Origin of the sequence: Rheinheimera muenzenbergensis (assembly GCF_036984005.1) — a bacterium.
Lineage (GTDB): Bacteria > Pseudomonadota > Gammaproteobacteria > Enterobacterales > Alteromonadaceae > Alishewanella > Alishewanella muenzenbergensis.
Map to the genome: position 1 here is coordinate 83196 of NZ_JALAAR010000009.1, position 21632 is coordinate 104827.

Annotated in this window: 22 protein-coding genes; 5 read left to right on the plus strand and 17 right to left on the minus strand. The window is 50.9% G+C overall.

The window, feature by feature from the left end; genetic code table 11:
- Positions 1–24 precede the first annotated feature (24 nt).
- The 6 genes from hemW to MN202_RS11785 form a co-directional block, all read right to left on the minus strand.
- Positions 25–1179 carry a radical SAM family heme chaperone HemW gene (gene hemW, locus MN202_RS11760; protein ID WP_335736319.1) on the minus strand — a complete coding sequence of 385 codons (1155 nt, stop codon included), beginning with the start codon at positions 1177–1179 and terminating at the stop codon, positions 25–27.
- Positions 1179–1781 carry an RdgB/HAM1 family non-canonical purine NTP pyrophosphatase gene (rdgB, locus tag MN202_RS11765; protein ID WP_335736320.1) on the minus strand — a complete coding sequence of 201 codons (603 nt, stop codon included), beginning with the start codon at positions 1779–1781 and terminating at the stop codon, positions 1179–1181. The genes hemW and rdgB overlap by 1 nt, the downstream gene beginning before the upstream one ends.
- 4 nt (positions 1782–1785) lie before the next feature.
- Positions 1786–2208: a DUF4426 domain-containing protein gene (locus MN202_RS11770; RefSeq protein WP_335736321.1), complete on the minus strand. Its 423-nt coding sequence runs from the start codon at positions 2206–2208 to the stop codon at positions 1786–1788.
- A gap of 181 nt (positions 2209–2389) precedes the next feature.
- Complete coding sequence (locus tag MN202_RS11775; RefSeq protein WP_335736322.1) at positions 2390–2929, minus strand: YggT family protein; 540 nt, start codon at positions 2927–2929, stop codon at positions 2390–2392.
- A gap of 29 nt (positions 2930–2958) precedes the next feature.
- On the minus strand, positions 2959–3774 hold the full coding sequence (gene proC / locus MN202_RS11780; RefSeq protein ID WP_335736323.1) for a pyrroline-5-carboxylate reductase: 816 nt from the start codon (positions 3772–3774) through the stop codon (positions 2959–2961).
- A gap of 20 nt (positions 3775–3794) precedes the next feature.
- Positions 3795–4469 (minus strand): YggS family pyridoxal phosphate-dependent enzyme, encoded by a 675-nt coding sequence (locus MN202_RS11785; protein WP_335736324.1) that lies wholly within the window; start codon positions 4467–4469, stop codon positions 3795–3797.
- 30 nt (positions 4470–4499) lie between these two features.
- Between MN202_RS11785 and MN202_RS11790 the strand changes: the two genes are divergently transcribed.
- From MN202_RS11790 to MN202_RS11800, 3 genes are read left to right on the plus strand one after another with little or no spacing between them, the layout of a single operon-like run.
- Positions 4500–5552 carry a type IV pilus twitching motility protein PilT gene (locus MN202_RS11790; protein WP_335736325.1) on the plus strand — a complete coding sequence of 351 codons (1053 nt, stop codon included), beginning with the start codon at positions 4500–4502 and terminating at the stop codon, positions 5550–5552.
- Between the two features lie 5 nt (positions 5553–5557).
- On the plus strand, positions 5558–6682 hold the full coding sequence (locus tag MN202_RS11795) for a PilT/PilU family type 4a pilus ATPase (RefSeq protein WP_335736326.1): 1125 nt from the start codon (positions 5558–5560) through the stop codon (positions 6680–6682).
- A gap of 37 nt (positions 6683–6719) precedes the next feature.
- Positions 6720–7127 carry a CBS domain-containing protein gene (locus tag MN202_RS11800; RefSeq protein WP_335736327.1) on the plus strand — a complete coding sequence of 136 codons (408 nt, stop codon included), beginning with the start codon at positions 6720–6722 and terminating at the stop codon, positions 7125–7127.
- Here the strand turns inward: MN202_RS11800 and MN202_RS11805 are convergent.
- Together MN202_RS11805 and MN202_RS11810 are read right to left on the minus strand one after the other, a co-directional pair.
- Complete coding sequence (locus MN202_RS11805; protein ID WP_335736328.1) at positions 7124–7819, minus strand: lytic transglycosylase domain-containing protein; 696 nt, start codon at positions 7817–7819, stop codon at positions 7124–7126. The two genes, MN202_RS11800 and MN202_RS11805, sit on opposite strands and share 4 nt — an antisense overlap.
- 64 nt (positions 7820–7883) lie before the next feature.
- A complete protein-coding gene (locus tag MN202_RS11810; protein ID WP_335736329.1) occupies positions 7884–9167 on the minus strand; it encodes a DUF3422 family protein in 1284 nt (427 codons plus the stop codon).
- A 314-nt stretch (positions 9168–9481) separates the two neighbouring features.
- On the opposite strand from MN202_RS11810, the gene MN202_RS11815 reads away from it, so the two are divergent.
- The gene (locus MN202_RS11815) at positions 9482–10342 is read left to right on the plus strand and encodes an EamA family transporter (RefSeq protein WP_335736330.1); all 861 of its coding nucleotides are present in this window, start codon (positions 9482–9484) and stop codon (positions 10340–10342) included.
- A gap of 82 nt (positions 10343–10424) precedes the next feature.
- The gene (locus tag MN202_RS11820; RefSeq protein WP_335736331.1) at positions 10425–10856 is read left to right on the plus strand and encodes a CBS domain-containing protein; all 432 of its coding nucleotides are present in this window, start codon (positions 10425–10427) and stop codon (positions 10854–10856) included.
- Positions 10857–11019: 163 nt separating this feature from the next.
- Here the strand turns inward: MN202_RS11820 and MN202_RS11825 are convergent, their stop codons facing one another.
- The 9 genes from MN202_RS11825 to hisD form a co-directional block, all read right to left on the minus strand.
- On the minus strand, positions 11020–13173 hold the full coding sequence (locus tag MN202_RS11825; protein ID WP_335736332.1) for a S46 family peptidase: 2154 nt from the start codon (positions 13171–13173) through the stop codon (positions 11020–11022).
- Between the two features lie 161 nt (positions 13174–13334).
- The gene (locus MN202_RS11830; protein WP_335736333.1) at positions 13335–15032 is read right to left on the minus strand and encodes a PocR ligand-binding domain-containing protein; all 1698 of its coding nucleotides are present in this window, start codon (positions 15030–15032) and stop codon (positions 13335–13337) included.
- Positions 15033–15128: 96 nt separating this feature from the next.
- Positions 15129–15743 (minus strand): bifunctional phosphoribosyl-AMP cyclohydrolase/phosphoribosyl-ATP diphosphatase HisIE, encoded by a 615-nt coding sequence (hisIE, locus tag MN202_RS11835; RefSeq protein ID WP_335736334.1) that lies wholly within the window; start codon positions 15741–15743, stop codon positions 15129–15131.
- A gap of 312 nt (positions 15744–16055) precedes the next feature.
- Entirely contained in the window at positions 16056–16829 is a 774-nt protein-coding gene (gene hisF, locus MN202_RS11840) for an imidazole glycerol phosphate synthase subunit HisF (RefSeq protein WP_335736335.1), read from the minus strand.
- A complete protein-coding gene (gene hisA / locus MN202_RS11845; protein WP_335736336.1) occupies positions 16811–17548 on the minus strand; it encodes a 1-(5-phosphoribosyl)-5-[(5-phosphoribosylamino)methylideneamino]imidazole-4-carboxamide isomerase in 738 nt (245 codons plus the stop codon). Before hisA ends, hisF begins: the two co-directional genes overlap by 19 nt.
- Entirely contained in the window at positions 17545–18138 is a 594-nt protein-coding gene (hisH, locus tag MN202_RS11850; protein WP_335736337.1) for an imidazole glycerol phosphate synthase subunit HisH, read from the minus strand. Before hisH ends, hisA begins: the two co-directional genes overlap by 4 nt.
- Positions 18138–19208, minus strand: coding sequence for a bifunctional histidinol-phosphatase/imidazoleglycerol-phosphate dehydratase HisB (hisB, locus tag MN202_RS11855; RefSeq protein ID WP_335736338.1), 1071 nt, complete (start codon positions 19206–19208; stop codon positions 18138–18140). The genes hisH and hisB overlap by 1 nt, the downstream gene beginning before the upstream one ends.
- Entirely contained in the window at positions 19205–20305 is a 1101-nt protein-coding gene (gene hisC / locus MN202_RS11860; RefSeq protein ID WP_335736339.1) for a histidinol-phosphate transaminase, read from the minus strand. The genes hisB and hisC overlap by 4 nt, the downstream gene beginning before the upstream one ends.
- Before the next feature lie 7 nt (positions 20306–20312).
- Positions 20313–21632: a histidinol dehydrogenase gene (hisD, locus tag MN202_RS11865; RefSeq protein ID WP_335736340.1), complete on the minus strand. Its 1320-nt coding sequence runs from the start codon at positions 21630–21632 to the stop codon at positions 20313–20315.

A 21632-nucleotide genomic window follows, 5' to 3' on the forward strand; every position in this document is an offset into this window, starting at 1 on the left:
TATCGCGCTGACAGGTTAATCAGGCTAGATAAACAAGGTGAGTAAGTCGTTTAGATAGCGCGCACCTTTAGCGGTTATTTGCCAGTGCGTATCGGTAACCGTCAGTAGCTGCTTTTGTTCTGCCTCAGTAATAGCCGCAGTGATGCTGCTTAGTGGCAGGCCGGTGTAGGCCGTAAAGTCGGTGATCGGGCAGGGTTCGAGCAAGCGAAAGCGGTTCATAAAAAACTCAAACGGCCGGTCATCGGCTGCGACTTGCTCGCGATTGTCCAGATAGCCGCGGCTGATATCCATATAGCCTTTAGGGTGCTTAATTTTTACCGTACGTAAAATGGCATTGCGTGATGGCAGGGTAATTTTGCCATGGGCACCGCAGCCAATACCTAAATAGTCGCCATAACGCCAGTAGTTCAGGTTATGCCGGCACTGCTGGCCGGTTTTGGCATAGGCAGAAATTTCATATTGCTGATAGCCATGTTGTTCAAGCAATGCCAGGCCATGTTGCTGGATATCCCACAACGTATCGTCTGGTGGTAACACTGGCGGGCGTGAGGCAAAAGCAGTGTTGGGCTCTATAGTCAGTTGATACCAGGACAGGTGCGGAGGGGCTAAATCTATCGCTTGTTGTAAATCGGCCAAAGCACCGGCCAGATCCTGCTGTGGTAAGCCGTGCATTAAATCCAGGTTAAAGCTTTGCAGCGGCTGACTGTGCAGTAACTGCTGGGCCAGTTTCGCCGCGTTGATGGCTTCGTGACTGTCGTGTATCCGCCCCAGCGCCTGCAACTGGGCGGTTTGAAAACTCTGTACACCGATAGAAAACCGCGTTACACCGGCACTGACATAGCCGGCAAAACGCTCGGCTTCAACCGTGCCGGGATTGGCTTCCATGGTTACTTCCATGTCGCTGTCACAGCGGATACGTTGCTTAACGCCGGTTAGGATTTGCTCAATGCCCTCAGCAGAAAACACACTGGGTGTGCCACCACCAATAAAGATACTGCTAAGGCTGCGGCCGCTAACCAGAGCTAAATCCTGATCTAAGTCAGCCAATAAATGGGCGATGTATTCCTGCTCGGGAATGCCTTGTTTTACTGCGTGGGAGTTAAAGTCGCAGTACGGACACTTTTGAATACACCAGGGTATGTGAATATAAAGCGCCAAGGGCGGTAACTGCAATGCCACTATGCTTTGCTCTGCTGTAACAGTTTAAGCAACTGCGCCAGGGCTTTACCGCGATGGCTAAGTTGCTGTTTGCGCTCACGGCTTAGCTCGGCACTGGTGCAGTCCTCAGTGGCGACATAAAACACCGGATCAAAGCCAAAGCCACCACAACCGGCGCGTTGTTGGGTGATGCTGCCATGCCAAACGCCGTGACATACCAGCGGTGTCGGGTCTTCAGCATGACGCAGGTACACCAATACACAATGAAACTGTGCAGCACGTTGCCCGGGCGGTACGTCTTTTAGCGCCAACAGCAGTTTATCAATGTTGGCGCTATCGCTGGCGGCTTCTCCGGCATAGCGGGCCGAATAAATACCCGGTGCACCATCAAGCGCGTCAACTGCCAGGCCAGAATCATCGGCAATAGCCGGTAAGCCTGTGGCTAACGCGGCATGGCGCGCTTTTATAATGGCATTTTCAATAAAGGTCAGCCCGGTTTCATCGGCATCTGAGACACCCAGTTCAGTTTGCGGTATCACTTGCAGCTTAAACGGTGCCAGCATCTGGCTTAATTCCGTTACTTTGCCTTTGTTACCGCTGGCCAGCACTATGTTATTTGTCATCTAATTAATCTACGTAAAAAACCTGGTCGAAAGTCAGTTGCTGCGTCTGGTTGCCGCTGCTGATACTAATGGTAAAGCTGTAACGTTGTTCGTGATGAAACGGCAATTGTGCCAGGTAGTACACCGCATTGCCTTCTGTTACCTCGGTAAATTCCAGTGTGCGGATACGGCTTTGCAAGTCTTTGGCGCTACCAGTTATCGCCACTTTTTGTGCTTGCTGCGTGGTTTTATCCAATACTGAAATATTAACAATGCCATTGTATTTACTGCGCTGCAGCTGGTATTGCTGCGCCACTTCCGGCGTCAGTATCGGTGAGGGAAAAGCAATGTAATGCACATCCCAGTTTCCCAGTTGTTTTTTTTGCTCGCCAGCGGCACTAAAGCTGACAATTAAGCCCAATAGCAGGGCAAGAATGACACGGTTCATAGTCCACCTCAGTCAGTAAGATCAGGCTGTTAAGTATAGTGGCTCAGGTTTTGTCCGGCAGCGTTTTTATCGGCGCAGGCACCTGCTTCGGCGTTATGTTCATAACGGTCTTAAGCCAGCCTGGCTGGCTTTGGGTTTAAATATGCAGCCTTAACCTGAAGTTGTGCTGTTACCACAGCGCTCAAAATTTTGGCAGCCAGCCCAAAGTAAGAATGTTCAACACGTTAAGGGCGATAATAACTACCAGAACCGACAAGTCTAACCCGGCTATGGGCGGAATAATACGCCGCACCGGACGAAGCACCGGTTCAGTGAGCTGATGCATCAGATACTCTATTGGGTTATTACCCTGGCTAAACCAGCTCATAATGGCGCGGATAATCAACACCCAGAAAAACAGCGTCAAGGCTTCACGCACAAGCATAGGTAGTGCCATTACCAGTAAATTCGGCAGAAACACCTGACCAAACGCCAGATAGCGCAAACATACAGATTGTGCGATAACCAACACAAGCGCCAGCAATACTGATGCAGTGTCTATTTTGCCGATACTGGGTAGCAGACGGCGCAGTGGAATAACGACCGGGTTGGTGGCTTTAACAACAAACTGGCTCAGTGGATTGTAAAAATCGGCCCGTGCCCATTGCAGCCAAATCCGCAGCAGCACTACCATCAGATATAAACTAAAGGCAGTGTTTATTAAAAATATCAAGGCTTGCATCAGGCTCTCCGCATCTTAGACGATGAAAATTATAGACTTTGCGCCATTTCTTCTGCACGGGCAATTGCCGCATACATGGCGTCTGCCACCATTTTTTCAAGCCCCTGGTTGGCAAAAGTGGTTACGGCCTCATGCGTGGTTCCGCCTTTAGAGGTAACCTGAGCTCTGAGATCTGCAAAGCTATGCTCACTGTTCAGCGCCATAGTCGCGGCGCCCAGCGCAGTTTGTGCCACCATTTGCTTGGCCTGGGCCGCATCAAAACCCAGCTGCTCTGCCACTTGCTGCATCGCCTGCATAAAGAAAAAGAAATAGGCCGGCGAGCTGCCGGTAACAGCAATGATATGGTTAATTTGCGCTTCGGTTTCCAGCCAGACATTGAGCCCGGTGCCGCTGAACATATGATCAACAAAGGCTTTTTCATAGTTGGAGCAGCCCGACGGGAATAAACCGGTCACGCCAAGGCCAACCAGTGACGGTGTGTTGGGCATAGCCCTAACCAGACGAACCTGCCCCAGCCATTGCTGATAACGGCTTACCGGAAGGCCGGCGGCTAAGGTAACGAACAACTTTTCGGCAATCTCAGGTGCCGCAGCGATCAAGGATTGGCAAACATCCTGCATCATCTGCGGTTTTACGGCCAGCACGATCACATCGGCCTTGGTTACCGCTTCAATATTATCCAGCGTGGTTTGAATGCCGAAGTCGGCAGCCAGCGCGGTTAATTTCGGCTGACTGCGGTTAGCGGCGATAATGTTGTCTGCCGGATAACCGGCGTTAACCATGGCGGCAATAACGCAGCGCGCCATATTGCCGGCACCGATAAAGGCGACTGTGTTGTCATTCATTTGTGTCGTCATTCCTTGTGCTAATCTCTTGCGCCAAAAATTGCGGTACCTAATCGTATCATAGTTGCGCCATATCGCAGAGCCAAAGGCCAGTCATCTGACATGCCCATCGATAATTCAGTCGCTTGCGCATAGCGCTGCTGCAGTTGTAACGACAATTGCTGCATAGCTGCAAAGGCGGTTTCGCTTTGCCCGGGTGCCGGTATTGCCATCAGGCCTTTTAATTCCAGCTGGGGTAATTGGTTTACCGCTTCGGCCAGTTGCAGCATATCTGCCGGCGCTATACCGGCTTTGCTGGCTTCATCACTGATATTAATTTGCAGCAGCACCTTTAATTTTTTCAGCGTTGCCGGGCGCTGTTCGTTCAGGCGCTGGGCAATCTTCAGCCGTTCAATACTGTGCACCCAGTGCGCATGCTCGGCCACCAGCCGGGTTTTATTCGATTGCAACGGGCCGATAAAATGCCAGCAGATATCCGCATAGCCGCTAAGCTCTGTCGCTTTTGTCGCCAGCTCCTGCGGGTAATTTTCGCCAAAATGCCGTTGTCCGGCCTGGTACGCCGCTTCAATGGCGCTAACCGGTTTGGTTTTACTAACGGCTAACAGTTGTACAGTGTCAATGTTGGCAGACAGCTGGAGGCACTTTTGTGTCAGGTTGTGATAGGCGAGCTGTAGTTGTTCTGCTATGTTATTCATATCAATTGGCAAAGTGGAGTAAAAGTTGTCATGGATATTACCGAATTACTGGCGTTTAGTGTGCAACATAAAGCCTCAGATTTACACCTTTCAGCCGGCGTACCGCCGCTGATCCGCGTTGATGGCGACGTACGTAAACTTAATGTACCGCCGTTGTCGCATAAAGAAGTACATGCTTTGGTGTACGAGATTATGACCGATAAGCAACGCAAAGAGTACGAAGAACGTCTCGAATCAGATTTTTCTTTTGAAGTGCCGGGCTTAGCGCGTTTTCGTGTTAACGCCTTTGTGCAAAACCGCGGTGCGGCAGCGGTGTTCCGTACTATCCCCAGTGAGGTGTTAACACTGGATGACTTAGGTGCACCGGATATTTTTAAAACAATTGCCGAAAACCCGCGTGGTTTGGTGCTGGTAACCGGACCGACAGGCTCGGGTAAGTCTACCACCCTGGCGGCGATGATCGATTACATTAACACCATGCGCCACGACCATATTTTAACCATCGAAGATCCAATAGAATTTGTGCACAACAATAAATCCTGTCTGATTAACCAGCGGGAAGTGCACCGCGATACCCACAGTTTCAGCAATGCATTGCGCTCGGCACTGCGTGAAGACCCGGACGTTATTCTGGTGGGTGAATTACGTGATCTGGAAACCATACGGTTAGCGATGACCGCCGCCGAAACCGGTCATTTAGTGTTTGGTACCCTGCACACCACGTCAGCGCCAAAAACCATCGACCGTATTATCGACGTGTTTCCGGGGGAAGAAAAAGATATGGTGCGGTCAATGCTGTCTGAATCATTACGTGCTGTTATTTCACAAACCCTGCTGAAAAAAATCGGCGGCGGCCGTATTGCGGCACACGAAATTATGGTCGGCTTACCGGCGATACGTAACCTTATTCGCGAAGACAAAATTGCCCAGATGTACTCGGTTATCCAGACCGGCGCGGCCCATGGCATGCAAACCATGGATCAATGCTTGTTGAATCTGGTAAACCGTGGCCGGATAACCCAGCAAGACGCGGCGGCTAAGGCACAGGACAAAAATACCTTTGGCGCTATGGGTAGGATGTAATAGCTATGCAACTGGATGATTTTTTAGAAAAAATGGTAAATATGCGGGCATCTGACATGTTTGTCACTGCCGGCATGCCGGTGGCTGCCAAAATTAACGGTGAAATGACACCAATAGACGAAATGCCGCTGACCGATGCTACCTCACTGAAACTGGTGCTGTCGGCCATGAACGACAAGCAGCAGCAGGAGTTTATGACCAGCAAAGAGTGTAACTTTGCTATAGCCAATGAAGTTGGCCGTTTTCGGGTATCGGCATTTTGGCAACGTGACTGTGCTGGCATGGTGGTGCGCCGAATCGTAACGCAAATTCCGAATGTTGATGATTTGGGCCTGCCGCCAATCATGAAAGAAGTGATCATGTCCAAGCGCGGTCTGGTGCTGTTTGTCGGTGGTACCGGTACCGGTAAGTCGACCTCGCTGGCGGCGCTGTTGGGTTATCGCAATAAAAACGCCAAAGGTCATATTCTTACCATTGAAGATCCGATTGAGTTTGTGCACGACCACCATAAAAGCTTAATTACACAGCGTGAAGTTGGTATTGATACCGAGTCGTTTGAAGCCGCGCTGAAAAGCTCGCTGCGTCAGGCGCCGGACGTTATTCTGATTGGTGAGATCCGCAGTCAGGACACCATGGAATACGCGCTGTCGTTTGCTGAAACCGGCCATTTATGTATCGCTACATTGCACGCCAACAACGCCAACCAGGCCATTGACCGCATTATGCACCTGGTACCAAAAGAAATGCACCAGAAGCTGCTGTTCGACTTATCGTTGAATTTACGCGGCATAGTTGCACAGCAACTGGTACCGACTGCAGATGGCCAGGGCCGGGTGGCTGCGATAGAAGTACTGCTTAACTCGCCGTTGATTGCCGATTTAATCTCCCGTGGTGACATGGGTGAAATTAAAGCGGTAATGACCAAATCGCGCGAGTTGGGCATGCAAACCTTTGACCAGGCTTTGTATGATTTATATCAGGCCGGCCGGATAAGTTATGCTGATGCGTTGCACCATGCCGATTCACCAAACGATCTGCGTCTGATGATCAAGTTACGCAGCGGCGATACCAAAGGTGCCGGTTTCTTGTCTGGTGTCACTATTGAAGGTTTTGAAAACAAAGACGAATAAGTAAAGGCTGAGGGCTGTGATGAGCATAGCGCATATTATGACGCACCGAAACAAGCTGGTAACCACTATGGCCGATGCCAGCCTGGCGTCGTTGCGTGATGTGTTTGCCAAGGCCCGTTTTCAGCATGTACCTGTGATAGACAATACCAACCGTATTGTTGGCATTGTGTCGGTAAAAGACTATTTCCGTGAGTTAAGCCCGGTGATGGATTCCGCATCAGATCCAACGATCAGTGTATTTTTGCGCTCGCGTAAAGTGCATCAGGTTATGGTGTCACCTGTTATTACTATTACTGAACACACCAGTGTAAAACAGGCTGCCGCCTTATTGTTGCAGCATAATATCAGCTGTCTGCCGGTCATCGACGAATTTAAGCATTTGCTGGGTTTGGTATCCTGGAAAGACATTCTGCGTGCAGCATTACACAAGCCGGCAACCGCTTAACTTTGCTGCTGATAGCGCTTATGCAAAATTACCACCCGTTCAACATAGGCCTGGGTTTCGGCAAAGGGCGGTATCCCGTTGTAGCGTTTTACATTGCCGGGGCCTGCGTTATAAGCCGCCAGCGCCAGCGTTAGGTCGTTATTATGCTGCTTTAACAATTGCGCCAGGTAGCGGCTGCCGGCGTTAATGTTCTGCTCCGGATGATTTGCATCCTGCACGCCCAGTGTTGCCGAGGTTTGCGGCATTAATTGCATCAGGCCGACAGCGCCCTTTTTCGATATTACCTGCGGCCGGAAAGATGATTCGGCATGTATCACCGCCCGGATCAACGCCGGGTCAAGTTGATGTTCGGTTGCAGCTTTGGCAATAATGCGATTGTACGGTTTAACGTACAGCGGTACCGTATGCCAGTTGATTTTTGACACCGGATCACAGGCAAAACAATCAAACCTGAGCAGTTGATAAGGCCGGTTGAGCGGCTGACGATCAGAAAAGAACGCCGTGCCGTCAGCTTTTACCGATTTATACACTGCAATTTGCGCGCTTGGCTTGCTGTTTGCTGCCGGCGCTGCCTGATGTAACACCTGGCCCGGTTTCAATTTAAGTTGTTTTTTCGTATCAGCCGTATTCTCTTGTGCTATACCGCTACAAGCAACACCAATACAACAGATAACAACAGCGCCACGCAACACGTTTTAATCCAATCTCTGCCAGGGGATCGCAAGTAAAGCACTGCAGTGGCAAATTCTCAAGCTGTTAGCTGGTTTTATCTCGGTGTAAGCGGCGGTTTATCCAAAACAGCAGCAGACAGACGGCGGTGATCACCAGTGGCACGCTGACACTGTGCCAGCGTTCAGTATCCAGCTGCGGCATAAAATATCCCAGTGCCTTAATGGCTTTGTCGCTTAGTTGCACGGCGTAGTAACTGATCGCCACCAGTGATAAGCCTTCCACCATTTGCTGCATGTTCAGCTGCAGTTTGGCGCGTTTGTCCATCGAAGCGAGTAATTGCTGGTTTTGTTGTTCTAATTTTAAGTTAATCCGGGTACGTAATAATTCTGTTGAACGGCCTAGCCGGCCCGACAGCGCATTCTGGCGGAATACGACTGACTCGCTGGTGCGAAACGCCGGCGTTAACCGCCGTTCGGTAAAGTCCTGCAGCGATAATAAGCCTTCTATCGGAGTTTCATTTAAGCCTTTTATCCGGTCTAGTGTCAGCTGATAGTAGGCAGCGGTAGCTTGCAAACGCGAGCTGGTTTCGGCAATTAAATGCTCGGTTTGCGCGGCCATAGTGGTAATTTCGTTTAACAGCCGCTCGTCGTCGCTGCGCTGCTGTTCAATGCGCTGGGTAATGTCTGACAGTTGCTGCTCCAGCAGGTTAAGCCTGGCAAGTGCCTGGCGTGACATCGGCCAGCCCAGCAACGACAGCTTGCGGTAATTGCCCAGATCAAACAGCTGTTGCACTAAACGCCCGAGTGCCGCCGGGCTTAGCCCCTGATCCAGTAACAGCATGCGGCCGGCGCCTTCGGCATGTTTTTGAAAATCGGTCCAAATGCGCGCTTTTTGTCCTGCCAGCAAGCTACTGATGCAGTTATCCGGATTAAACAGCTTATCAATATTGCCATTGGCTTTTAGCTGCGCCGGTGTAACAACGCTAAGTTGCACTACTCGGAAAATCTGGCCGGGAATATCCTCCAGCCAGTCTTTACTGGGCAAAAAATCCAGCGGATCGTCAAACAGCTGTTTGTCGTTACCATACTGAATAAACACATAACTGGAAAACTCGCCGTGTTTCTCAAACCTTAGCGTGCCACCAAACAATGGCAGGTTGATATCGTGGTCAGTTTCACTGAAATGGCTGCCTTGCTGACTGGCCAGTTGCTGCATAAAGCTAAACTCACTGCTACGTGAAGCCGGAGCAACGGTCAGCATAAACTGACATAGCCGGCAGGGCGCGGCAATGGCAGGGAAGGTGCGCTGTTGCAATTCTTTATCCAGTACATCGCGCAGAGGATGGCTGCGGTTGTGTAGTCCGGTCATAGTAATGCTCCTGAGTCAGAGGACGAAAAATGGCGGTGAGCACCGATACCGATAAAAGTGCTTAGCAGATGCCATGCCAGTGCGGCGCTAAAATTGGCGTACTGTTTAATTTGCCGCTAATTAGTTGCCATAGCGTGATATTTTTTTGACGTCTTAATGTTGGTGCATAACGCTTCCAGCTGGAGCCTCTGACGTTTTGCCCCGAAATAACGCACAGATGGCGCATTACAGTGCGCCGACGGTTACGTTTTACGCTCTGCACAGGCTACAATTAAGCCGTTCGCGTCTTGTACGTCCTTTCGGATCACTATGTTATGCCTGTCTTTGTAAATCGCAGCCTGGTTGTCGCTGTTGTCAGCGTATTGCTGGCGATGATCACTATTCAATCCGGCGCATCTATAGCCAAACAATTGTTTCCGCTGATTGGCCCGGATGGCACTACCGCTCTGCGGCTGGGGTTTTCTGCGCTGGTGTTGTGTCTGGTATTTAAGCCCTGGCGTGCGCTGCCACAGGGGCGGGACTGGCAGGCTGTAATTGTTTACGGTTTGTGCCTGGGTGGCATGAATATTTTGTTTTATCTGGCTATTGCCCGTATTCCACTGGGTATTGGGGTGGCGCTGGAATTTACCGGCCCCCTGGCCGTGGCGCTGTTTTCCTCCAGACGCAAGCGTGATCTGATCTGGGTTGGTTTTGCATTAGCCGGTATTTTACTGCTACTGCCGGATATGCATGGTGTGGATGCGCTGGATCCGGTTGGTGTGATACAGGCATTGGCGGCTGGTGCCTGTTGGGCTGGCTATATTTTATTCGGTAAAAAAACTAATACACAAAGCTCGGGTGGTATGACGGTGGCGCTGGGTATGACCGTTGCTGCTGTCGTGCTGGTACCAACCGGCTTTGTTACTCAGGGTATGGCGTTACTAAGCTGGGATGTATTACCTCTGGGCTTTTTAGTCGGTATTTTGTCCAGCGCTATTCCGTATTCACTGGAGATGGTAGCGCTGCGTAATATGACATCGCAAAACTTCAGCGTGTTTATGAGCATGGAGCCGGCGATAGCGGCACTGGCAGGCTTTTTAATTCTGGCTGAACTGTTAACGCTATGGCAGTGGCTGGCGATAGCGCTGGTAATTGTCGCCTCTTTGGGTAGCTCATTAACTCCGGCGACAAAATAAGCAACAGAAACTTGATCCAGCGCTAAGTGTACAGCTACCTTTTTCGCTATAAGGCTATATTTTTATCGATATGGAGACTGAGATGACTATTAGCATTGTTACCGAACTGATGACGGTTGATCCTTTATGCGTTACCCGCGACGCCAGTTTAAAAGATGCGCATGATTTAATGCGTGAAAAAAATATCCGCCATATTCCGGTTATAGACGCCAAAGGTGAACTGGTAGGCATGCTGACGCAAAAAATTATGATTGCCAAAGTAATGGGCTTGATGGCGCAATTTGGTGCCACAGCGCTGGAGCGCAAAGAAAAACAGCAATTGGTGGCCGATATGATGGTGACTGATTTTGCTGCGGTCACGTCAGAGCAATCGTTAAAAGATGTGGCCGGTTTTTTTGTATCAAACCGCCACGGTTGTATGCCGGTAGTCGATGAAAACAATAAGCTGAAGGGGATACTAACCTCGTCAGATTTTGTCCGGCTGGCTGCAGAGTTGCTAGAAAAGGCAATCTAGAGAGCACAGACTTTATGAGAATCGACTTGTTCTAAACAGACCGTTGCAGGCCAGGATGGCCGAATCGAGCCTACAGGGATGTATTTACGGCGTGTCTGTGTGAACAAGTCGGTTCGACTCGAAGAGATGAATAAAAAGGGCCTTTCGGCCCTTTTTCAGATGGTTACTTCACGCCCATTTCTTTTAACAGATTATCTGCGCCGTCCAGCTGCATTTGCCACAGCATAAAACGGTGATCAACCTGAATTGAACGGGTGTTATCCGGGTTGTAGTCCCAGTCTGAAATAATCGAATCCAGTGTGCCGTCAAACGCCAGGCCTACCAGTTCGGCTTTGCTGTTCAGTACCGCAGAACCTGAGTTACCACCGGTAATATCCAGCGTCGCTAAGAAGTTAACCGGCACTGAGTTTAAGCTGTCCACTTTGTATGGGCCGTACTGTTTGGCTCTAATGGCATCCAGCTGGCTTTGTGGCGCGTTAAATTCGCCTTCACCGGTGGCTTTAGCCGTAATACCACGCAGCGTGGTAAACGGTGCCCAGGCATTGCCATCTTCATTGCCGTGGCCGCGGCCTTTTACATTACCGTAAGTTACCCGCAGTGTGCTGTTGGCGTCAGGGTAAACGGCGTGGCCTTTAGACTGCATAAAGGCGATTTTGGCGCGCATATAGCTGGCATAAGCCTGCTGAATTTTGCCTGCCAGTTCTTCTTCCTGCGCTTCGTGCTTTAAATTCCACTTGTGCAGCGCAACAGCGGCTTTAACAAAGCTGTCATCAAGCTTGGCGATTTGTTCTGGTGTCATCTCCAGCAGCGCAGTGCGTTTATCCAGCACGGTTAAACCGGTATTGGCATACCAGCTGTCTATAAGTGCCTTCAGATCGGCTTCTGACATGCCATCTTTAATCCCCATTACCTTGTCAAACTCGCTGTCGCGTTGTTTTTTCGGCTGAGCTGCGTAGCGGCTTAAGTTATACAGATCCAGCGCTTTTTCAACGCTAACGGCAAAGTTACGCTCCATACCGGCAACAAAGGCTTTGTAACGCGGTAAATCACGTTTTTGAAAACCGGCTTTACGCTCGGCGTCCGGCTTAGTGCTTTCTTCTGCCAGCCGATAAATCGCCCCTGCTGCTGTTAACAGCCGTGGCTTGGCGTTATCCAGCAGATAGTCTTTGCGATCTTTGTCCTGGCGTTGTTTCAGCAGTTTTTCGATAGTTTTTAAGTCATCAGCATAGGCTTTTTTATTGTCGCGGCTGCTGTTAACCCACTTGGTCAGTTCTGCGTGTTCTGCTGTTTTGCGGCTTAAAAAGTCGCTGCCGGCAAAGCTGTCCAGCATGCCCTGACGGTTTTTCATGTAGTTGTTTAAACCGGCGACACGGCTGGCGTATTTCAGCTCGGCATCTTTATCCTCAGCGGTTTGCCTGGCGATAATATCCAGCGTGTTTTTAAACTGTGCTACGGTGTTGGGGTAGGCCCATTCAAAGGTTTCGCTCACTTCACTAGGCAAACGGTGGCGGTTAGTGCGGCCCGGATAACCCAGCGCCATCACAAAATCACCTTCTTTTACGCCGTCTTTGGCCAGGGTTAAATGAAAATCTGGTTTGTATGGCACGTTGTCTGTGCTGTAATCGGCTGATTTACCTTCCGGGCTGACATAAGCGCGGTAGAAGCTGTAGTCACCGGTGTGACGTGGCCACATCCAGTTATCGGTGTCGCCACCAAATTTACCCACGCCTTCTGCCGGGGCATGTACTAAACGTACATCTTTAATTTCCAGCTGTTTAATACGGTAAAACTCCAGGCTGCCGTAGAATGCAGCTACCGTACAGCGGTGGCCTTCGTCTTTTTCACACTCAGCTACCAGTGCTTTCTGGTTGGCTTCAATAGCATCAATGCGCTTTTTACCGCTTAATTTGGCGGTTTTGGCATCAATGACTTGATCGCTGACATTATCAACGGCTTTGGTTACGAATATACGGCTGCCAGGTGCAGCGGCAACTTCATCGGCCAGCGTTTTAGCTAAAAAGCCATTGGCCAGCAGATCATTTTCTGGCGTCGAGTTGTGGGCAATACTGCCGTAGGCACAGTGATGGTTGGTCGCGACTAAGCCATTTGGCGATACGAAAGAGGCAGAACAACCGCCCAGGCTGACAATAGCAGCAGCCGGAAATTCAGTAAGTTTGTTTAAATCGGTTGGGTTTAGCGCTAAACCGGCAGCTTTTAATTCGTTGGCAATTTGTGGCAACTGTTGCGGCATCCACATGCCTTCATCTGCCATGGCGAAGCTGCTGGCCAGTGCCAGAACAAGTAAGGATTTTTTCATAGCGACTCTTTTTGTTTTAGTGTTAACAGAAGTGTTAAACGTAAGACCGCCGTTATAGTCGGTTTCCATGCCGGCCTTGTCAATAGACAGACAAAGGCTGTTACATTTTAATGCGACGGTTAAGTGCCACGCTGCGTTGTGCGGTTAGGTTTAGCGGTGGTTTAAGCTTTGTTATACCAGCAGGGGCGATTTTGCCCCAGTTTTTTTGCCTGATACATTGCCATATCGGCCTGACGTAGTAATTCATCACTATCAGCGTCACCCAAAAATAACACTAAACCTATACTGCAGGCGCACTGGTGCATGCTGTTTTCATTCAGTGGGTAAGGGCGGGATAATTCCTGTGCAATTTTTGTTGCAACAACCTGCATATGTTGTTTGCTGCGCCGGTCATCGGCGTCAATATCACGCAAAAGCACAATAAACTCATCCCCACCAAAACGGGCAACGGTGTCGGCCTGGCGCACTGCACTTTGTAAGCGGCGGGCGACTTCTTCCAGTAGCGCATCGCCGACTTTATGGCCGTAAAGATCATTTACCGGCTTAAAATTGTCCAGATCGATAAACATCAGGCCACAAAACTTTTGGCTGCGTTTGCTGGCTGCCATCGCCTGCAACAAGTGTTCTTCCAGTAAGCGCCGGTTAGCCAGGCCTGTTAAGCTGTCATAAAAGGCTAAGCGTCTAATTTGCGAACTGCTTAAGCTGCGGCTGATGGCAAGTTCAGCCAGATTACTATAGGTTTTAATTTTCTCCAGTAGCTCGGCTGAAGGCTCGGCAGGCTGGCGCTGATAAATGGCAAAGGTGCCCAGTACTTTACCCTGAGCATTTTTTACCGGCTGCGACCAGCAGGCTTTTACAGCAGCAAGCTCAGCCAGTGCCAGATAAGGTTTCCAGTAAGGGTGAGAGTTTATATCGGTCACGATCACGGTTTCACCACTATAGGCGGCGCTGCCGCAGGACCCAACGCCCTCGCCAATAACGACACCGTCAATCGCCTGATTGTAGGCATCGGGTAGTGACGGCGCCGCGCCATGGCGCAACGTTTTGCCGTTTTCATCCAGTAGTAAGATGGAACACAGCATATCTGGGTGCAGTAGCTCTACCTGGGTAACAAGATTGTGCAGTACCGTTTTTAACGCTGCGCCTTCACTGATCTGGCTTAAAATCTGGTTTTGTAGCGTCAGCTCTTGCGTACGCTGCTGCACTTGTTTTTCGGTTAGTTGCAAGCTGTGTTGATAACGATGGTTAGCCAGACTAAGTTCAGTAATTTGCAGCGCCAGGGATGCCAGCATATTTAACATCGCCGGCAAACGACTTTCATCGACAATAGGCACTTCAGCCAACGCTGCCAGATAATCATTTTTATCAAAGCCGGCTTGTTTAGCCTGTTCGGTAAAATAAGCCTGATCGGGTTCGTGCAGTAAAAATTGGCCAATAAACAGGTTAGCAATATGCTCACCATCAAGAACTATAGGTGTGGCGCAGTCGGTTAAACCGTTGCGGCAGCGGTATATCGAATAGTTTTTGCCTTGCTCCAGCTGTAATGCCAGGTCGCGATCACTTTCCAGGCAACGTTGCAATGTGGTTTCAGCCTGACGATGAAACTGAATGCAGGCCCGCTGCCAGCGCGACGATGCCAGCACCTTGCCCTGCAGATCGATCAATGCAATTGGCACGTCCATCACTTGCAGGAAATTCTCGAACAAGCTATTTAAACGGGAAAAGTCCAGCGCAGCAACCAGTTTACTGGTTACTGTCGTATTGGGGGCGGGCAAGGCCTGATTCCAATCGGTGGACATAGGATCCAGCATTTGGATCAGATTTGCCTCGCGATGCAGATGCGGTGGTTTTACTGTCATGACAGCTTAAGTGTAGTTAGCACAATGTTGCTGCGCCACCACTAAACCAAATGAATTTTAGCAACAACTGTATAGTGAAACTGCCAACATGCCTGCTTATTTGTGTCGTTGCTGCAGCACTTTAATCACATCATTTAGTGCTAACTTTTGGCTGCGTAGTAGAACCAGCAGGTGAAAGATCAGATCAGCCGCTTCGTTGGTTAGCTCTTCTTTATCGCCAGCCATTGCCGCCAAGGCTGATTCGACGCCTTCTTCACCAACTTTTTGCGCGATGCGTTTTACGCCTTTAGCAAACAGGCTGGCGGTGTAGCTACTGGCCGGATCGGCGCCTTCCCGGGATTTAATTACCTGTTCTAAGTCATATAAAAACGCCAGTTGCGGGCTATTGGCGCTGTTGTCATGCCAGCAGGTTTCGGTGCCGACATGGCAGGTTGGCCCTTGCGGCAGTGCCAGCACTAAAATACTGTCGGCATCGCAGTCGCTGTCGATACTGACCAGCTGCAGGGTATGTCCCGAGCTTTCGCCTTTGGTCCACAGCCGCTGTTTGCTGCGGCTGTAAAAGGTGACATTGCCGTTTTGCAGCGTGTGCTCAAGTGCCGCTGGGTTCATATAGCCCTGCATCAGCACCTTGCCGGAGATGGCATGCTGTACTATCGCTGGCAGCAGTTGGTTTTCCGGCCAGCTTAATTGGTTAATATTGTCTTTATTCATAACTACCCTTGTTCATTTTTCATGCCAGTCAGGTTATGGCTCTGAGGTTTAACTGCACACAGAGACGCTGTAAATACCTCCCTGTAGGCTCCTCTGTGGCCTCCCTGCCACAGACGCTCTGTTTAGCAGTTAATCCTCGTCGCTCGGGACATTGGCGTTCCGGCTGGCACAAGCAAAGCAAGCGCGGATGTACTTTTTGCTGTGACCATTGAAGCCCCGGACGGGCTGAGAAGAGCCCCCATGGATGGGTTCACGGCGTGTCACAGCAAAAATGTACGCAGCGATTGCGTGTTCGAAGCTCCGTTTGTGCCTTTATGGCCGAATACTGATGCCATCAGCAATCAATTTGGCTTTTAACTCAGCAATTTCAATAATACCTTTGTGAAACACACTGGCGGCCAAAGCACCATCAACATCGGCTTTTTCAAATACATCAGTAAAGTGCTGCATAGTGCCGGCGCCACCACTGGCAATCAGCGGCACGCTGCACACCTCGCGAATGCTTTTTAGCTGGGCAATGTCATAGCCCTGGCGCACACCATCCTGATTCATGCAGTTAAGCACGATCTCGCCGGCACCCCGGCTTAGCACCTCGCTGACCCAATCGCGGGTCAGCCACTGGGTTTTTCGGGTGCGGCTTTCATCACCGGTAAACTGGTATACCTGATACTGGCCGGAAGTGACATCAAAAAAGCTGTCGATGCCAATCACAACACACTGCTGGCCAAAACTGTGGTTCAGCTCGTTAATAAGCTCAGGTCTTAGCAAGGCCGGGCTGTTTACCGAAATTTTATCCGCGCCCATTTCCAGAATTTTGCCGGCATCGGCCACTGTTTTAATGCCACCGGCGACACAAAACGGAATATCGATCACCTCGGCGATACGTTTAACCCAGCTTTTATCTACCACGCGGCCATCGCTGGAGGCGGTAATGTCATAAAATACCAGTTCGTCAGCGCCAGCCTCTGCATAGCGCTGTGCCAGCGGCACTATATCACCGATAATTTCATGGTTACGAAACTGCACGCCTTTAACCACCTTGCCATCGCGTACATCCAGGCAGGGAATTAACCGTTTTGCCAGCATGCTATGGCCTCCTCAAGCGTAAACTTACCTTCCAGCAGTGAGCGGCCCAAAATGACGCCAGCGACGCCGCTGCCAATTAAGGCGCGGATATCATCCAGCTTGCCAATGCCGCCCGAAGCCTGCCACTGTATCTGCGGATACTTACTGGCCAGTTCTTTGTATAGCTGCACATTAGAGCCGGTTAAGGTGCCGTCTTTACTGATGTCGGTACAAAGCACATGTTTCGCACCGGCGGTGATATAACCGTCCAGCACCTGCTCTAAGGTGATATTCGATTGCTCAATCCAGCCATGCGAGGGCAGGGTTTTCTCGCCTTTGTCATTTATGGCGACATCCAGCGCCAGTACGATGTGCTCGCCGCCGTATTTGCGTACCCAGCCTTGCACCAGCTCGCTCTGGCGTATGGCTAAACTGCCGATAACGACGCGGCCGGCACCGGCATCAAGTAAATCAATTACATCCTGCTCGCAGCGCACGCCACCGCCGACCTGAATATGCAAAGGTGAAGCTGTCATTAGCTCAGTTAACAGTTTAAGCTGGCGTTTAGTGGCATCTTTAGCGCCGGATAAATCGACAATATGCAGCCAGTCTGCACCGGCTTGGGCGTATTGATTACGCAACCCGATTGGGCTGAAGTCATATTGGGTCGTGTTATCGTAGCGGCCCTGATAAAGCCGCACTACATTGCCGTCAATTAAGTCGATGGCGGGAATAATCATAACTGCCACTCCAGAAAATTCTGTAATAAGCGTGCGCCGGTTTTACCCGAGCGCTCGGGGTGAAACTGGGCGCCGGCGACATTGTCTTTGCCAATTACTGCAGCAAAATCAGTACCGTAATCGCACTGTGCCAGGCTGTACTCGTCTGGTGCCACGGCAAAGCTGTGCACAAAGTACAGATAGTCTGTGACAGAAAAACCTCGCATTAACGGATGTTCACTTATGCTGTGCAATGTATTCCAACCCATATGTGGCAGGCGCAGGCCAGCGCTTTGCATGGGCCGTACTTCTGACGGGATAAGGTTTAAGCAGGCGACATCGCCCTCCATGCTGTGCGCAGTCAGCATTTGCATACCCAGGCAAATACCCAGCAGCGGCTGCTGCAGGTGTTGCAACGTATCGATAAGTTCGGCTTGCTGAAGTTTGGCCATGGCGTTGTGCGCGGTGCCAACGCCGGGTAGCAGCACCTTATCGGCCGCTTTAATAGCTTTGGCATCGCGGCTGATGCTGGCGTCAACGCCCAGGCGTTTAAAAGCGAAATACACCGAGCTGATATTGGCGCAGCCGGTATCGACTATCACCAGCTTCATCACAGCACTCCTTTTGAGCTTGGCAGCGCTTCGCCCGACACCGTGATAGCCTGGCGTAATGCGCGGCCAAAGGCTTTAAACAGGCCTTCCACTTTGTGGTGCTTGTTGCCTTCAGTGATACTCAGGTGCAGCGTCATCAGCATGGCATCGCTTAATGAGCGGAAAAAGTGCGGTACCATTTCAAGCGTTAAACCGCCCACGGCGCCTTCGCCGAGCTCACCGTTAAACACAAACAGTGGCCGGCCGGATAAATCCAGCACACATTCAGCACGGCATTCATCCATTGGCAGTACAAAGCCAAAACGGTTAATGCCGCGCTTGTTGCCCAGCGCCTGCTTTAACGCCTGGCCCAGTGCCAGTGCAGTATCTTCAACGCTGTGGTGATCGTCGATGTGCAAGTCACCTTCCACCTTTACCTGCAGTGAAAAGCCGCCGTGGGTGGCAATTTGCTCCAGCATATGGTCGAAAAAGCCAACGCCGGTGTTAAAGCTGTTATTGCCGTTGCTGTCCAGATCGACACTGATTTCAATATCGGTTTCCCGCGTGGTGCGACGTACGGTTGCTTTACGGCCACGACTTAACAGCTGTTTGGTGATGTGCGCCCAGCCTAAGCTGTCGCGGTTATACTGAAACGCCGGCAAGCCCATATTCTCAGCCAGTTGCACATCAGTAATACGATCGCCAATCACATAAGAGTTAGTAAAGTCGATTTTGCCCTGCTGCAGGTAGTCTTTTACCAACCCCAGTTTCGGCTTGCGACAGCTGCAGTTATCGCGTTCAAAGTGCGGGCAAATCAGCACATCGTCAAATTTGATGCCTTGCGAAGTTAACAGCTGCATCATCTTGTCGTGCGGCGCATCAAAAGTATCACGTGGGAAGCTATCAGTACCCAGGCCATCCTGGTTGGTCACCATCACTAATCGATAGCCAGCGGCCTGCAACTTTAATAAAGAGGGCACCAAATCAGGCTCGTACGCCAGCTTTTCCAGGCTGTCGAGCTGCTTGTCTATTGGCGGCTCTTCAACCATGGTGCCGTCGCGGTCGATAAATAAAATAGGCTGGCCACTCATGCGCTTACTCTCTCTTTGCTATCGGTGTTAGAAAAATACTGCTGCATCGCTTGCATTAAGCGCTGCATTTCATCGGCGTTGCCAATCGATACCCGTACTACCTCTGACAGGCCTAACTGACTGGACTGATTGCGAATTAAAATATCGCTTTTAATTAGGCTGCTTACGCAATCCGCAGCGTTGTCTACCTGCAGCAGCACATAGTTGGCGTTACTGGGCCAGACTTTGTTAATGCCGCTTTGGGTTTCGGCAAAGGCGATAAACTGCTGCAGAAGCGCGTTTATTGTCGCCACACTTTGCTGCATTTGTGCAATACCGGCCTGCGATAACGCCTGAGCGGCAATTTGCGCTACCGGCTCGGCAATCGGGTAGGGCGCGATCATCTTTTTTAGCGCGTTTATCACTTCCGGTGCCGCCAGGGTAAAGCCGCAGCGCAGCCCGGCCAGACCAAAGGCTTTAGACAGGGTGCGTAAAATGACTAAATGCGGGTAGTTTGCCAGCTCATTGGCCAGTGTCGCTTGTGGCGCAAACTCAATATAGGCTTCATCGACCACCACCAGAGCTTTACCGGCGAAATGCTCAAGTACGGCAATAATTTGCTCACGCGGGATCAGATCGCCAGTCGGGTTATTCGGGCTACAGATAAACACCAGCTTGGGGCTGGTAGCAAAAATGCCGGCTAAATCCAGCTGCTCGTTATTAATCAGCAGGACTTTATTCACAGCCGTTTGGTTGCTTTCAGCGCTTATCGCATACATGCCGTAGGTTGGCGGGCAAATAGTAATGCTGTCCTGTTTCGGCTCGCAAAAGCTTCTGATCAAAAGCTCAATGCCTTCGTCTGCGCCGCGGCTTACCAGTACCTGCTCAGGTGATACATCGGCATAGGCGGCATAAGATTCGATCACGGCTTTGGGCTGACAGGATGGGTAGCGGTTAAAGGTGCCATCCAGCTGATAGCTGGGCGCTAAGGCATTTTCATTGGCATTAAGCCAGACAGCGCCACCACTCATGCTGCTGCGCGCCGAGGCGTAGGGCACGAGGTCTTTCACAATTTGCCTGGCCAGGTTATTTACGCCAGTTGGGGTTGAGTTTGCCATCTTGTGCTTAACCTTCAATAGTTGTGAGTTCTGCCAGACGCAGCCGCACCGCATTGGCGTGCGCGTCCAGGCTTTCCGCCTCAGCCAGCGTGACTATGGCCGGGCCGATATTACGCATGCCCTGTTCGCTTAGCTTTTGCACCGTAAAGCGGCGGTAAAAATCGGTCAGCGACAAGCTGGATACCGTTTTGCTGTAACCGTAGGTGGGCAGCACATGGTTGGTGCCGCTGGCATAGTCACCGGCAGACTCTGGCGTCCATTTACCGACAAAGATACTGGCGGCGCTGTTAAATTGCTCTATCAGCTCATCATCAAAAGCGGTTTGCACAATTAAATGCTCCGGCGCATAAGCATTGGTTACTGTCACCGCCTGGGCTAAATCGGCGGTTAAAATATAGCGGCTGTGGCTAAGCGCGGCCTCTGCAATATCTTTGCGCGGCAGTTGCGTCAGCTGGCTGGCCACTTCTGCCTGTACGGCAGCAATTAAGTTGCTGCTGTCGCTGACCAAGATCACCTGCGAGTCAGGGCCGTGTTCGGCTTGTGATAATAAGTCAGCAGCGACAAACGCCGGGTTGGCGCTGCTATCGGCCAGTACCAGCACTTCCGACGGGCCGGCTGGCATATCTATTTGGGCGCCTTTGGCATCCAGACTCACCTGCTGTTTGGCTTCAGTAACATAACGGTTACCCGGGCCAAAGATTTTATCCACTTTGGCGATGCTTTGGGTGCCATAGGCCAGTGCAGCAATGGCTTGGGCGCCGCCGATAGTGTAAATCTCGCTGATACCACAAAGCTCTGCCGCATACAGAATCTCCGGCGCGATATCGCCTGCAGCTGGCTTGCCAGGCGGTGTCACCAGCACAATACGGCTACAGCCGGCTAACTGCGCCGGTACACCCAGCATCAACACGGTTGAGGGCAGTGGCGCACTGCCACCAGGAATATACAAACCGACCGCAGCTATGGCGCGGCTTTTTAGCTGGCACATAACACCGGCACTGGTTTCTACTTCGATATCTCGCGGCAACTGGGCAGCGTGAAACTTGCGAATATTGTCGTACGCCAGCTCAATAGCGGCTTTACGCTCTGGCAACAGTTTAGCCAGCTGCGCTTGTTTCGCTGCTTCGCTTAATGCCAGCGGGTTGCTATCTAAGCCATCAAACTGTTGGCTATAGGCACCTAGCGCTGCATCGCCGTTGGCGCGTACATTGCGGATAATCTCTGCTACCTGCGTACTTAGCGATGCCGAGTCGGCCAGCGCTGGCCTTGCCAGCGCCGCCTGTTGCCCGCTTTCGGATAATGAAGCCCAATCAATCACGGCTGACAT